Source organism: Ignavibacteriota bacterium (genome assembly GCA_016212665.1).
GTDB lineage: Bacteria > Bacteroidota > Ignavibacteria > UBA10030 > SZUA-254 > FW602-bin19.
In genome coordinates this window covers 52856-68723 of sequence record JACREZ010000039.1, presented here as the reverse complement: position 1 = coordinate 68723, position 15868 = coordinate 52856, and the positions used below count along the sequence as shown (strand labels likewise).

The following is a 15868-nucleotide window of genomic DNA, read 5'->3' as shown; positions in this document are numbered from 1 at the left end:
ATTCTCCTGTATTGGAATTACTTCCCCGATATGAATTTCCAGATTCTTATACATCCATCATGAAAACAGCAATCCGGTTCTCGTTTTTTTTCTGTTTGATGCTTTGTGCCACGTACCGCACACAGGCTGAAAACATTCCCTCCACAGAACCATGGCGTTGGGTCCTTTTCACAACAGAAACAGGATTACCGTCAAATCGTGTTCTCGAAATCATCGAAACACCGGACGGGACACCATGGGCTTCTACAGAATTCGGGTTGGCATGGTACGACGGATATGTTTGGCATACTGTCAGGAACAAGCAAGACACTCTTTCGCCAATGACATATACTTTTCTCTGCAATTCCCGCGGAACTCTCTATATCGAACAAGATGGAAAGTTGTTCTCCGGAAACAAAGAAGGAATTCGTCCGCTACCGGTGTATTACCAGGGGCAACGAATACCTGTTACAAATTCTGTGTATCTCGAAGGATATGGAATTCTTTTTATCCACAATGCAGGTTTATTTCTTCTTCAAGATAGCGTCGCAACTCCTCCTCCTTTTTTTCTAACGGAGTTGAACAACGAAACAATCCTGAATCTGTTCATGGGAAGAAACAACCAACTCTGGATTATTTCTAATACAGGAATGTATTCGTACCATGAAGGACAACTACAAAAAAGATATTCGTTTTCAGGTGAACCGTTTAAAATTTCAAAGTTTATAGAAAATAAAAACGGGTATGGATTGATGAACCTCGTAGGACCTTCTGAGGCAAAAGGAATCTGGGAATGGGAACCTCACGGTGAACCACGGTATGTTCGCGAGATACGCCTCGCTGTGCTGGAATCGTTTGATATTTCGGAAGAGAATAACGCGCTCCTTGCTCAAAGTCAAGGAACGGTCATGCAACGAGTAAATAATAGTTGGTCAGAGATAGCAGTCTATCCTCATCAGATGCACAATATCGTTTCCTTAAAATATCGTTCAAACGGAGATTTATGGATGGGAACGGAACAAGGACTCTACCTCTTCAAAGCATCCTCCCCAAGATGGAAGTTCGTTCGATACCCATCTTCCGGAGCGTGGAATAATGTGAACCAAATTCTCTTCACAAAGGATAGGTCCATCTGGATGGCAACCGAAGAAGGAATCGTCATTCATTCTCCGAACGGTACGCAGAAGTTTATTGATAAAATCGGTTCTCAGAAAATAAAATTTCTTACCGGTCTTGCAGAGGATAGCAAAGGCAACGTTTGGGTCAGCAGCGGTTCGGCATTTGAAGGCGCGTTTCGTTGGGATGGAAGTGCATGGAAACACGTTGATTACAAATCGGGACTTGATGCAGGTTTCATTCATCGAATAAAACAGGACAGGTTTGGAAGATTGTGGTTTTTCGGACTGGAACGTTCCGATGCTGTCAAGCGCAATGTCGAAGTTGAGCCCGGTGCGTATGTTCTCTCAAACGGAAAATTTTTTCAATGGGGAATACAACAAGGATTACCAAGCGGAAGAGTGTATTCTGTAGATGTGGAACAAAACGGAACATTGTGGTTCGGGACATTACACGGAATCAGTAAATGGGTTCCGCACAATGAGAACGCTGACGAAGGAACATGGCAACATTGGGGAAAAGAACAAGGGCTACGATTAGAAAGAATATTCGAGGTCTTCGTTGATAGGAATTACCGGGTATGGTTTTGTGACCAAAATTCAGGACTGGGATATATTGAAAACAATCAACCAAAATATTTTACAACTGCCGACGGATTAGTAAGCAACGCCGTCTGGGAAGTAAAAGAAGATTCGTCGGGAAAACTCTGGGTTTCCACGCGCAGTGGTGTTTCCATTTACGATGGAGAGACATGGTATTCTATTGATGAAAATGATGGTTTAACAAATACGAGATTATGGCCCATTATTCCCACGAAGGATTTTACATATATCGGGACGTATGGAAGCGGTATGGCAATTCTCAATATGAAAGAATTATCTGCTCACGTTCCGAAAATCGTACTCTCTGAACCGCTCTTCCGCGAGAATATTACTCACGTACACTGGAATGTATTCTCCTATTGGGGAGAACAACAGAACAACATGATTGAAACGCGATATCGGCTCGATAATACACATTGGTCGCCGTGGAGTACCATTCGAACCGTTTCGTTGTATGATATTGGTTCCGGTAAACACTCACTTGAAGTTCAAACAAAAAAAATATTTGGAAATGGTCCCACACTGATTGAATCTACCATCATTGATGTTCCATATCCTTATTACCTGCGCCCGTCGTATTACATCCCCTTCGGTATCCTTGCTCTCGCTTTACTCACAGTACGTGTAAAGTATGTCATACAAAAAAAGAAACAAGCGAGCATGTTACGACAATCGGAAGAACGGTACCGCACATTAGCAGAATCGGCGCGAGATGTAATTTTTATTATTGACAGGGACAATCGCGTTCAGTACGTCAACTCGTATGCGTTGAATAATGTGGGATTGCAGGCAGTTGATGTCATTGGAAAACCATGGGAACAAGTCATCCCGTTTCAGCCATCGGAAGAACTCCGCGATAGAGTTGTAACCGCCTTACAAGAAGGCACAACTGTACATTTTGAACATCATACTCAATTTCCAAACTCTTCCTTGTGGTATTCGACACTCCTTACACCGCTCTATAACGAACAAGGGGAAATTATGGGACTCATGGGAATTTCGAGAGATATCACAAAAAGTAAGCAGTCGGAGATGGAAACGAAACTGCTTGTTGAAGAACTCAAAACTGCTCTCACTCAAATAAAAACGCTGAAGGGCTTGTTACCGATTTGTTCCGGCTGTAAGAAAATCCGTGATGACAAAGGATACTGGCAGCAAGTCGATCAATATATTACAAGCCACACAGATGCTACCTTCACGCATGGCATGTGTCCCGACTGTGCAAAAATCTATTTCCCGGATTACAAACCCAAACAGTATAATTCACAATCGTCATAGACAATAATACTCATGAACCCTCACAACTACACATTAGCAAATCCACTTTCACTTTTACTGGAAAAACAACCGAACGAATTTACACGCGAGGATTTACTCCGCGTCATCGAAGAACAACGAATTGAAAAAATTACTTTCCATTATGTTGCGCTCGATGGAAAACTGAAAGAACTAAAACTCCCGATTGCAAACCGGAAGCAAGCAGAACGGATTCTCGCCGATGGCGAACGGGTGGACGGTTCTTCCCTCTTCAAAGGAATGGTGGATGCGTCGCTCTCCGATTTGTATGTCGTGCCGGTGTACAAAACCGCGTTTCTCAATCCGTTCGATTCAACAAGTCTCGATGTTCTCTGCCGTTATCTTACGCGTGATGGAAACTTCGCGCCATTTGCACCCGATACGGTTCTTCACAATGCGGCACGACTATTCAGGAAATCAACCGGGATGGAATTGTACGCACTCGGCGAGTTGGAATTTTTTCTTCTCAGCGACCCGGCATCACGGATTTTTCCTGCAATGAAACAACGCGGGTATCACGCCTCCGCTCCGTTTGTGAAAAGCGGTTCAGTGCTGAATGAAATGGTGCATGAAATTTCAAAAATTACCGGCGCAGTGAAGTATGCGCACAGCGAAGTCGGTTCGGTAGAAAGTGTGGGGAGCGATTTGGATGAAATCAAAAACAAACAGGCGGAACAATTAGAAATCGAATTTCTTCCGTTGCCGGTGGAAGATGCGGCAGATGCGCTTGTACTTGCGCGTTGGCTCATCAGAAATGTTGCATACAACCATGGTTGCGTCGCCACGTTCGCACCGAAATTAGAAGAAGGAGTTGCAGGAAACGGAATGCATGTTCACATCGAGGCGCATAAAAACGGAAAGAATGTCATGACCGAAAAGAATGGGAGCCTTTCTTCCCATGCGAAAAAAATCATCGGCGGACTTTGCACCTACGCCGATTCATTAACCGCATTCGGGAACACGGTCTCTTCCGCCTATCTCCGCCTCGTTCCGAATCAGGAAGCGCCAACAAGGATTTGCTGGAGCGATTTGAACCGAAGCGCGATGATTCGTGTCCCGCTCGGATGGTCAAACGTGCAAGACCTCGCTCATCTGCTCAACCCGAATCAACAGCAAGCGAGGTATGAAAACGACGCACGGCAAACCGTCGAGTTGCGCAGTCCCGACGGGAGCGCGATTATTCATCTTCTTCTTGCAGGAATAACGATGGCGGCACAGTGGGGATTGACCAACAAGAAATCACAGAAAATTGCTGAGCGACTCTACGTCTCCGGTAATATTTTCCAGGACAAAACCTTACTGAATCAACTTCCTGTTCTTCCGAAAAGTTGTGTTGAGTCGTCGCACATTCTTCTTGAAAAAAGAAGTTTGTACGAACGGGAAACCATCTTCCCCAAAAGCATCGTCGAGTATGTAGCAAAAATGTTGCTTGATGAAAACGATGAGAACATGAACAACAAACTCGCCGACCTTCCCGCAGACGACCGGCTCCACGAAACCCGGAAAATCATGCACAAGGATTTACATAAACATTAACTGTTCTTTTACTACATCATTCATTATGACTGACACAACGAAATCAAAACAGGAACTTATCGCGGAACTTGAAGCATCGCAGAAACGGATTGCCGAACTTGAACGCTTCAAACTTCTCATCGAAAAAAACTCTGATGGACTTGCAATGCTTGATGCAACTGCAACCATACTGTACGTCAGCCCCTCCGTTGAATCAATAACAGGTTACAAACCGGCAGAACTTCTGAACACTCTTGCATTTGATTTATTTCATCCTGAAGATGTTCCAAGAAATCTTAAACTGCTTCATGAACTCCTTACTCAGACCGGCGGGTATCTCACCACGCGGTATCGCTTCAAATGCAAAAACGGGGAGTACGTGTGGATAGAGGCAAACGTCACCAACCTTCTTCATGAACCGAGCGTGCGCGCAATTGTTACAAACTTCCGTGATGTGTCATATCAACAGAGAATCGAGCATGAACTTCTTGAAAGCGAACAAAAATACCGGACGTTGGTAGAACGTTCTGCGGATGGAATTGCAATTCACCGTGACGGAAAATTTTTGTATGTGAACGAATCGTTCGTGAAAATGTTGAAGGCGCCCTCTGCCAATGCACTTATCGGAACACCGATTCAACAGGTGATTCATCCCGAATACCGCGAACGTGTCGCACAACGGGTCGAAGCCGCACTCGACCAGGGAATTATCGCTCCCGTCATTGAAGAAGAATTTATTTGTTTCGATGGCTCTCTCCTGCCGGTCGAAGTTATCGGGATTCCCTTCATACTTGAGGGACAGAAAACCATGCAGGTCGTTATCAGAGATATTACCAAGCGAAAACAGACCGAAGCAACCCTTCAAAAAACAGAAGGATTGCTTCATACGCTGATAGAACATGCAGTAACACCGATTTGTGTTACCGGCATAGATGGAATCGTCCAGTTAGCAAACACAGCATGGAAAATAGCATTCGGAGTTGAAGAACCACATGTTGTCGGAAAGCATATTACGCAACTCCTGCCGACAGCGTTCGCCGAGGAATTCCTCCTCTCAAACCAAGAAGTTGTCATTGCAAAAACGTTCCTTGCGTATGACCGTTCCGTTCTGATAAGTTCGGGACGGAAATTTTATCACGTGTATAAATTTCCTCTCGTCAATCAGTTCGGCGAAATAGATGCTATCGGGAATGTAAGTCTTGACATAACGGAATTGCGCATCGCGGAAGAAGAATCAAGAAAATCTGAAAACCGATGGAAAGCAATGTTTACTACGGCAAACGAGGCAATTCTTCTTCTCGATAAACGATTCGATGTCATTGCGTGCAACGAACTTGCTTGCCATTTGTACGGATACCAGGAAAAAGAACTCCTGAAAAAGAATTTGTGGGACCTCTGTTCAGAAGAAACACGCCAACATAGCATTGCGATGATGAGAACCACGACACAGCAAGGAGGTGTCCGGTGGGAAACATTCAATGTAAAAAAAGACGGAACAATCCTCCCTGTTGAAATCAGTTCCGCTCCTCTCTATGTAGATTTTGATATTCAGTATCTCCATATCGTTCGTAATCTCACGGAACGACAAAGAACGGAAGCCGCTCTGAGGGAATCGGAAGAACTCTACCGCTCAATGGTCAGCGCTTCGCCCGATGCTATTGTGATTGTGGATTTGAATTTCATGCTCACGTTCGCGTCGCCGAAAGCGTTTACAGTGTTCGGGTACCCATTCGATTTTGTCATTACCGGTAAAAGTTTGTTCGATTTTCTCCCGTCAAGTGAACATCATATTGTCCGGAGTAGTCTTATCGGGACTCTGAGGAAATTGTATTCCGGTCCCGGTGAACTCCAGGCAAGAAGAGCAGACGGGACAATTTTTGATGTAGAAGCAAATGCGGAAGTGATTTATAATACCAAACAGGAAGCAATCGGCTGGGTGCTTATCCTGCGTGATATTTCAGAACGAAAGCGGTCGGAATCCGAACTTGTCAAACTCCGCAAAGCAGTTGAAAATTCTGAAGACGTTGTTTTCATTACCGATGTTAAGGGAATCATTACGTTCATCAATCCGGCATTTACAAAACTCTATGGCTATCAACAGGAAGAAGTAATTGGAAAAACCACCCCCCGGATACTGAAAAGCGGAAAACTGCAAGATGCCGAGTATCGCGATTTTTGGTTGACACTGTTAAATAAACAAATAGTCAAAAGAGAAATGGTCAACCAAGCAAAAGATGGAACCCTTGTAACTCTGGAAGTATCCATTAGCCCGATACTTGATGAAAACAACTCTTTACTCGGGTTCCTGGCGTTGCAGCGCGATATCACGGGGCGAAAATCACTCGAACAACAATTTCTCCGCACTCAACGATTGGAAAGTCTGGGCATGTTAGCCGGCGGCATAGCACACGATTTAAATAATATCTTCGCGCCTATCTCAATGGCGACGGAACTGATGCGTTACCGTTTTAAGGAACCGGAACACCAGCAAATCATCGATACGATAGCTACGAGTTCCCAACGCGGCGGGGAAATCGTCAAACAAATTCTCACGTTCGCTCGCGGAGTCGGTGGTAAATACGGTTCAATACAAATAAAGCATGTCCTCCGTGATTTATTCGACATGATGAAAGAAACGTTCCCCCGTCTCATTGAAATCAAATCGGACGTTCCAAAAGATTTATGGATGATTCAGGCTGATGTCACACAAATTCATCAGGTGTTGATGAATCTCTGTGTCAATGCCCGCGATGCTATGCCGGACGGTGGTTCACTTTCTTTGAAAGCAGAAAATGTTGTGGTAGATGAAGCCCTCGCTCATGCAAATTTCGGTGCAAGCAGTGGAAATTATGTTATGGTCACCGTACGGGATACCGGCACAGGAATCCCATCTGCAATCATTGATAAAATTTTCGACCCGTTCTTCACCACGAAAGAAGTCGGCAAAGGAACCGGGCTTGGACTCTCCACCGCTCATTCCATTATTCAAAACCATAAAGGTTTTCTCACACTCAAGAGTGAGGTAGGAAAAGGAACTACGTTCAACGTCTATTTCCCGGCAGAATGTGTGACATCTTCTGAAGTTCAGGAAACACGTTCAGAATTACCACAGGGAAACGGCGAAATTATTCTCATCGTAGATGATGAACGTTCAATTCGTGAAGTGACACAACAAATACTGAACCTGTATAATTACATCGCCATCACAGCCAACGACGGCGCAGATGCACTGACACTCTTCAACCAGATGAACGGACAAGTCCACCTTCTTCTTGTTGATATGATGATGCCGGTTATGGATGGGTCGTCAACAATCCGCGCAATCAGAAAAATTAACCCGGAGGTAAAAATTATCGCTTCCAGTGGTTTGCTCACCGATGTTCCCGGCAGTGATACACTCGGCGGACATGTGAACTCGTTCCTGCAAAAACCCTACACTGCAGAAATGCTCCTGAAAACTGTTCATACCATTTTACACTCATAAGGAGCGTGTTGCCGAATACCGAAAAGTGTCATTGCGAGGAGCGAAGCGACGAAGCAATCCCACATTCCGTTTTACTTTCGATAGCGAGATTGCTTCGCTTCGCTCGCAATGACCATTTGGCAACACACTCATAAGAGAAGGAAAGTTTTCATCCCGTATCACAATACCGAAGGAAACCATGAAACAACTCGACTTAAAAACTCAAAATAATTATCCCCCATCCTGTACGAACATAGGCACAAATAGCCAATGGCATGACCTTGTAACTCGTATGTGAACATTTTTTTGAAAAAATCACCATGAACACACAAACACTTATCCGTGAATTTCTTGAAGGTAAACGCTTTGCAATGCCCGGCGTTTCCCGCGACTCAAAACATTTTAGCAGAATGTTGTACAAAGAATTCCTCACACGCGGGTACGAAGTTCTTCCCGTCAATCCATTAGCGACAGAAATTGATGGGAAAAAATGTTATGCACGCATTTCTGAAATTCAACCTCCTGTCGCCGCCGCGTTATTCATGACACCAAAAGGCGGAACATTGCCGCTCCTCCAAGAATGTGCGGAGAGCGGTATCTCATTGGTTTGGTTCTATGGTATTTCAGGAATAAAAGATGTCCATCCTGATGCGATACGCTCTTGCCAACAACTTGGAATCAATCATATTGCAGGATACTGCCCGTTCATGTTTCTCCCGTCTGCTTCGTTCTTCCATCGTTTGCACGGCACGGTGTGGAAGGTACTTGGAAAATATCCACAATAATTTTTTTTGACTAACGATTGAATTTGTTCTTTCAATTCTTTGAAGTACATTCAACCACATGTCGTCGAAACTTACACCAAAAATAATTCTCGAAGGAACACGGCTCACGCTGAAAACAGAAATCGCATTTGCGCTGAACGAACACCCTCGTATCGTCGGACCGAGAAAATACCGATACCATTCGCCTCTTGTTTCCGCTGAGTGGTGCGCGTTCACGAACTTCCCGTGGGGACGCGGTCTCATCAATTTTGAGCCGCATGAAGAATCGCTTGCGATGGAAACGTACGCAACGTGGTTACGATTGTTCGAACTGCAACGATATTATTCATGGATTGTTGACCGCTTTCATCTTTCTACAAAAGCGTATCAACATCAGCGGTACGGAAAGCAGTATGATTTCCGATGGCTCGAAGAACGACTTCTCCCGCTTGGGTTTCATCTTGTCTTCTGCACGCGCTCTGATGAATCGTTCCGTGAAGCGCGTGAACAACGTCTGAAAGTTTCCGGCAAGCCGTCTCAGTACGACAATCTCGAAGTATTCATCAGTGAACAAGAAATGATGCGGCAACTTGTGAATGAGTCCATTCTCCCGAAATTGGAGTTGGATATTTCCGACAACAATATTCACCATGCTACCGAAACTATTGCCGATTGGATGACATCAACCGGCGGGTTGTGGTCAAAGTAATTCATCAATAATCAACTCATGCAGGAACCTGAATCAAAAAAGACAATTCGAACATTCGGTATCGCTTCATTCCTGAATGATTTCGGTTCCGACATCATTTATCCCATTTGGCCCCTCTTTGTAACGTCGGCGCTTGGCGCAAACATGGCAATGCTTGGCTTCATTGATGGTCTGGGCGATGCAATCGTTTCACTCTCTCAGGCATTTGCCGGATATTATTCGGACAAATTACAAAAGCGAAAAGTTTTTGTCTGGGTCGGATATTTGTTCGGCGCAGTTTCAAGAGTCGGATACGCGTTCACTGTATCGTGGCAGATGTTGTTACCGATTCGCGTTCTTGACCGTGCAGGAAAAATTCGGAGCGCACCGCGCGATGCAATCGTCGCCGATGTCTCCGACGAAACCAATCGTGGAAAAAACTTCGGCTACCTGAAGATGATGGACAATCTCGGCGCTGTGTTGGGAATCGTGTTCTGTCTACTCTTTATTGAAATCGGTTACTCAAATCTTTTTCTTCTTGCCGCCATTCCCTCCGTTCTCGGTTCGTTGCTTGTCGTGAAGTCCATTAAGGAAGTCCCCAAAGCGAGAACAACAACATTCAAAGGACTTTCCTTCAAACAACTCGATTCAAATTTCCGCCTGTTTCTTGTTTTGAGTGCGCTCTTTTCCATCGGCTCGTTCAGTTATTCATTTCTCCTTCTCTACACCTTTGATGCCGGATTTGAAAAAGGGGGACTTCCGATTTTGTATTTAATTTTCACTGTCGTAGCGGCATCCTTCTCCATGCCGTTCGGAAAATTATCTGACAGGTTCGGCAGAAAAAATATCCTCTTCGTTTCGTTTTGCTTTTGGACTTTGTGTTGCACCGGATTGTTGTTTCTGAAAACATACTGGGGAATCATCGGATGTTTCATCCTCTATGGTTTACACAAAGCGGCGATTGAACCTGTGCAGAAAACTCTTGTCAGTGAACTTGCACCGCCGGAACTCCGAGCAAGTACGCTCGGGGGATTTCAGATGGTTATCGGGCTATGTGCGTTTCCTTCATCATTTCTTGCAGGATTGTTATGGCAATATATTGATAAAACAACACCGCTCATCCTTGCCATCGTCCTGACACTTCTTTCGCTTGGAATGTTATCTATGGTAAATGAAGTAAAAAGGAAACACTGAACTCCGACTTTATTCGACTTTTGCTTATTTTGAGGAACACAAAAACGTCATATTTCCCTGCCGTTACATTGCTTCTCAAATGCAGAACATCTATATTACGGCAAAGCAATTCTTATTGCTGAAAAGCCAAATGCAAGAAGTTCATATTCATTTAATGAGTAACAAGAAAAAGGGGACCTGACCATGGGACCGGCATATCGAACTGCGTGCATCATTATTATTGTTCTTTGTTTTTTATTCACTCCTGTAGTTTCTCTTTCCTTTCCATTTCAAAATCCCTCACAGTGGGTTCGCTTTTCTACCGATGAAGGATTGCCATCGAACAGGGTACTCGATGTCGCTGAAGCGCCGAACGGTACTGTCTGGGCATTGACCAGTTCAGGCTTGGCATTTTACAATGGATATTTCTGGACTCCTGTTGGAAAACCTCTCGGATTGCATCAGAAACAAATCAATTCATTTTTTATTGATTCAACAGGCAGAGTACTTGCACTCAGTAATGGAAATATCTACATCGGAAACGAGCGTGGATTCACTTTGCATAAACTTCTCCTGCATCAAAAACAATTATTGGTAATGGAACTTGCTCAATACAACAATAACAAGTTTCTTGCAATCCATGAAGACTTTTCTTTGCACGTTTGGGATTACAACTTTTCCCACGCTACTCCATTTACACAACTTCAACATTCCGGCAGTGTGCGAAAAGTCTGGAATACGCGAAGCGGCAACATCTGGATAGCAACAGATAAAGGAGTGTATTCTCTTCGGGACTCCGTCCTAACAAAACAAATTGAAACACCTTCGTTCGGGTTGACTGTTACAACTCTTGCCGAAGATACATTGACAGGTGGAATCATGGGAGTAATCTATCCGGCAGAACAACGCGGACTCTGGGAGTGGAAACCGAATGAACCACCTCGTCATTCTAAAGAAGGAAGAATTGATTTCATCCAGTCGCTCGATGTCTTAGATAAAGCACATCCACTCTATTCGTACATGTCAGGAGAAATTCGGGTTCAAGTGGAAAACAGTTGGAACTCTCTTGAAAATCTTCCCGAACAACTCATCAACATATTGTTCCTGAAATACCGAACATCCGGCGGATTGTGGGTTGGCACAGAATCGGGATTATTTCTCTACACTACCACTACGGCGTTATGGAACTATTGGAAAAAACCTCAGGTCAGCAGGTCAAATAGGATTTCAGAATTGCTCAGTGCGCACGATGGTTCATTTTGGATTGCAACTGATGAGGGGATTGAAATCCGAAAACCCGACGGATCAACCGAAAATATTACTACAATTGCCGGAAGCAGGGCACTATCATTAACAGGATTGGCTGAAGATGAACAAGGAAACATCTGGGTTTCCAGTGGCTCTTCGTTTGAAGGCGCGTATCGCTGGGACGGTTCACAGTGGAAACATTTCGGACGAAACGAAGGCTTATCGGGATTTTTTCATAAAATAAAAAAGGACAAGAAAAATCGTTTGTGGTTTCTCGGCATGGCTAAATATTATGCGGATGAAAAAAACGAACCCGGGGCTTTCCTTTTTGAAAACGGAAAATTTTCTCAGTGGTCAACAAAACAGGGATTGATTAATAATCGTGTCTATGCGTTCGCAGAAGGGACAGACGGAGCGCTCTGGTTTGGAACGAGCGGAGGAATCAGTCGCCGGAAGGATGGAAGTTGGAAACATTGGACGATGAATGAAGGATTGAGGCAAAATAGAACTTTCACTCTCGCGCTTGATCATCAGAACACTCTTTGGTTCAGCGACCAGATGACAGGATTGGGATATTTGAAAGATGATGCCCCTCATTATTTTACTGTTGCCGACGGTTTGATTAGTGATGTAATTTGGGAAATTCACATTGATTCACTGAGCAGAATTTGGATTGCAACAGCAAACGGACTTTCCTGTTATAATAACGGAATTTGGTCGCGGTTTGATGCTACAACCGGACTCAATCCGCTTCGACTCTGGCCCCTTCTTCAGGTTGGAAACAAATTATTTGTCGGAACAATGGGGGGCGGTACTGCAATCCTGAATTTGGACCACGCAAATAAATTACCGCCCGTTGCAATTATCGAACAGCCCGCACGCGTGAACAATTCCTTCCATCTGAAATGGAATGCGTACAGTTTCTGGGGAGAATTGCCATCAAAAAAAATTGAAACACGATACCGGTTAGATGAACATTCGTGGTCAACCTGGAGTATGGAACACCAGCAAATGTTTGTTGACCTTCGACCGGGAAATCATACATTCGCTGTCCAGGCAAAAGGTTTGTTCGGGAATTTTTCTGCCGAGGGTTACTCATTTACTTTTGCTGTTGATTCCCCATACTACTTGAAGCCGCTGTTCTACGTACCAATAATAACGTTGGCTACAGTTTTGTTCATTTTTGGGTTCATATACAACAGGAGAAAAAGAAAACAAGATATATTATTAAAGTTGAACGAAGAACGGTACCGTGCAATCGTTCACGACCAAACAGAATTTATCATCCGGTTTTCACCTGATGGAAAACTCACGTTCGTCAACGATGCCTTTAGCAGAATGGTCAACCAGGAACCGGAAAATCTAAAAGACAAAAACTTATATGAAGTTGTATTTCCATCTATCAAGAAAATATTACAGCATCATGTCGAAGCGTTGAAAATACTCAAACCGGAAAACCCGACATCATCGTTGGAACTTGAATTGTTATTTCCCACCGGAGAAATACGATGGCAATCGTGGGTTGACCGTGCAATCTTCGACAACAACGAAACTCTCATCGAAGTACAGTCGGTCGGCAGAGACATCACAAAGCAAAAACTTGCAGAACTTGGACTGTATCGTCGCGAGGCAATTCTCGAAGCGCTGAGTTTTGCAACAGAACATTTTATGCAGGGAGAATCGTTCAAACAAAGCGTTCAAAATATTCTTGCCAGATTGGGCAAAGCCACTGCTGTCAGTCGTGTCTATATTTTTGAAAATCATGTTGGTGAAAACAATACGCTCCTTACCAGTCAGAAATTTGAATGGGTTTCAGCAGAGACCGAACCTCAGATTGATAACCCGGAATTACAAAATCTTCCACTCATGGAGGCAGGTTTCGAGCGGTGGATAAAACTTCTCTCGAGTGATAACTACGTGTACGGACACATCAGGGAGTTTCCTCAATCCGAGCGCGATATTCTTCAGCAGCAACAGATTCGTTCCATTTGTGTTGTTCCTATTTCCGTCAATCATCAATGGTGGGGGTTCATTGGCTTCGATGATTGTTATACGGAACGCGATTGGTCGTTTGCCGAATTGGAGGCATTGAAATCCGCCGCCAATATCTTCGGAACAGCCATCGAACGAAAAGAGCGGGAGAAAACCGTCAACATGCTCGCTCATGCTATCAAGAGCATCGGTGAATGTGTCTCGATTACCGATAACGAAAACTACATCCTGTTCGTGAACGATGCTTTTTTGAAAACATACGGTTATACTTCTGAAGAACTCATTGGACAAAACATTAGTATCGTCCGTTCAGACAACGCCGTAGTTCCGACTTCTATAATTTTAAAGGCGACACATGAAAACGGCTGGCACGGAGAACTCCTCAACAGAAAAAAGGACGGGACAGAATTCCCGATTTATCTTTCCACCTCAGCAGTACGCGATGAACTCGGCAACCAGATTGCTTTGATTGGTGTGGCTACAGACATCACGCAAAGTAAATTAGTAGAAAAACGATTGCAGGAACAAGCCGCTTTATTGGATATTACAACGGACGCTATCATCGTTATCTCCCTTCAAGGCATCGTGCTGTTTTGGAATAAAGGCGCAGAAAAAATGTACGGGTGGGATTCAAAAGAAGTTCGCGGAAAAGATATGCGTCCCTATATTTTCCGTGAGTATCAATCGGTAACAGAAAGTTCTTTCAAGGATGTGATGCAACGGGGTGAATGGCAGGGAGAAGGAACACAGTTCACAAAAGAAGGAAAACCAATCACCGTCTATAGCCGCTTAGTGTTGATGAAAGATGAACAACAACAGCCATCCGCGATTTTAATTGTCTGCACCGATATTTCCGAGAAGAAGTTGTTGGAATCTCAGTTCCTACGGATGCAACGATTGGAAAGTATCGGGACACTCGCCGGCGGCATCGCTCACGATTTGAATAATGTTCTCTCCCCGATTCTGTTATCGGTGGAACTGCTCAAAGCAAAATTTCCCGGCGAACAAACCCGGAACATTCTTACCACATTAGAATCAAGCGCGAACCGCGGCAAAGAAATTATTAAACAAGTTCTGACATTCGCTCGAGGTATTTCCGGCGAACGGTTTACGCTACAACCGAAGCACGTTATCAAAGAGATGGAACACATCATCAGGGAAACCTTCCCGAAAACACTCCGGCTTGTGCTTGATATTCCAACAGAGTTGTGGACAATCACCGGAGACCCGACACAACTTCATCAGGTGCTGTTGAATCTCTGTGTCAATGCACGCGATGCAATGCCGCAAGGAGGCATCCTCTCGCTTTCCGCTTTCAACGTTGTTATTGATGAAGAATTCAGACGTACCCATATCGAAGCGCACCCCGGTCCGTTTGTTGCGTTCAGGGTTACGGACACCGGAATCGGCATTCCTTCGGAATTGCGCGATATTATTTTCGACCCATTCTTTACAACAAAGGAAGTTGGCAAGGGTACGGGGTTGGGACTTTCCACTGTTCACGCAATTGTGAAAGGACACAACGGATTCGTTACCGTACAAAGTTCCGTTGGCGCCGGTTCAACATTTACCGTTTATCTTCCATCTTCAAATACTCTGGTCACACCGAAGCCAATTGAACCCGGACCTGAATTTATTCACGGAAACGGTGAGTTAATTTTGGTGGTGGATGATGAAGAAGCAATTCTCGATATTGCCTCTCAAACATTGGAATCATCCGGTTACAGAATTCTTACTGCACACGACGGAACTGAAGCGATTAATCTCTACGTGCAACACCGGGAAGAAATACAAATCGTTGTCACCGATATTCTCATGCCGTTCATGGATGGAATAGCGTTGTCTCGTTCACTGAAGCAGATCAATCCCGACGTGAAGATTATCGCCGCAAGCGGTCAGGAAACAGACGCGCAGTTCCTTTTGTCCGAAGGAATCATCGTTGAATCATTCTTACCGAAACCGTTCAGCGCAGACCATCTTGTTTCTGCTATTAATAAAGTTCTCAAAAAAATACAAAGTTTGAAATCGTGAA

Annotated in this window: 7 protein-coding genes; all 7 read left to right on the top strand. The window is 44.3% G+C overall.

Translation table 11 applies throughout. The annotated features are described in order from the left end of the window. The first annotated feature begins 59 nt into the window (after nt 1–59). The 7 genes from HY960_14055 (at nt 60) to HY960_14025 (ending at nt 15867) form a co-directional block, all read left to right on the top strand. Entirely contained in the window at nt 60–2975 is a 2916-nt protein-coding gene (locus tag HY960_14055; GenBank protein MBI5216872.1) for a PAS domain-containing protein, read from the top strand. Nucleotides 2976–2987: 12 nt separating this feature from the next. Beyond that, nucleotides 2988–4529, top strand: coding sequence for a glutamine synthetase (locus tag HY960_14050; GenBank protein MBI5216871.1), 1542 nt, complete (start codon nt 2988–2990; stop codon nt 4527–4529). A 25-nt stretch (nt 4530–4554) separates the two neighbouring features. Beyond that, nucleotides 4555–7992, top strand: a complete 3438-nt coding sequence (locus tag HY960_14045) for a PAS domain S-box protein (GenBank protein ID MBI5216870.1) — start codon at nt 4555–4557, stop codon at nt 7990–7992. A 299-nt stretch (nt 7993–8291) separates the two neighbouring features. After that, nucleotides 8292–8756, top strand: coding sequence for a CoA-binding protein (locus HY960_14040; GenBank protein ID MBI5216869.1), 465 nt, complete (start codon nt 8292–8294; stop codon nt 8754–8756). A gap of 58 nt (nt 8757–8814) precedes the next feature. Beyond that, on the top strand, nt 8815–9444 hold the full coding sequence (locus tag HY960_14035; GenBank protein ID MBI5216868.1) for a hypothetical protein: 630 nt from the start codon (nt 8815–8817) through the stop codon (nt 9442–9444). 18 nt (nt 9445–9462) lie between these two features. Then, nucleotides 9463–10617 (top strand): MFS transporter, encoded by a 1155-nt coding sequence (locus HY960_14030; GenBank protein MBI5216867.1) that lies wholly within the window; start codon nt 9463–9465, stop codon nt 10615–10617. Between the two features lie 183 nt (nt 10618–10800). Further along, the gene (locus HY960_14025; protein ID MBI5216866.1) at nt 10801–15867 is read left to right on the top strand and encodes a PAS domain S-box protein; all 5067 of its coding nucleotides are present in this window, start codon (nt 10801–10803) and stop codon (nt 15865–15867) included. Nucleotide 15868 lies beyond the last annotated feature (1 nt).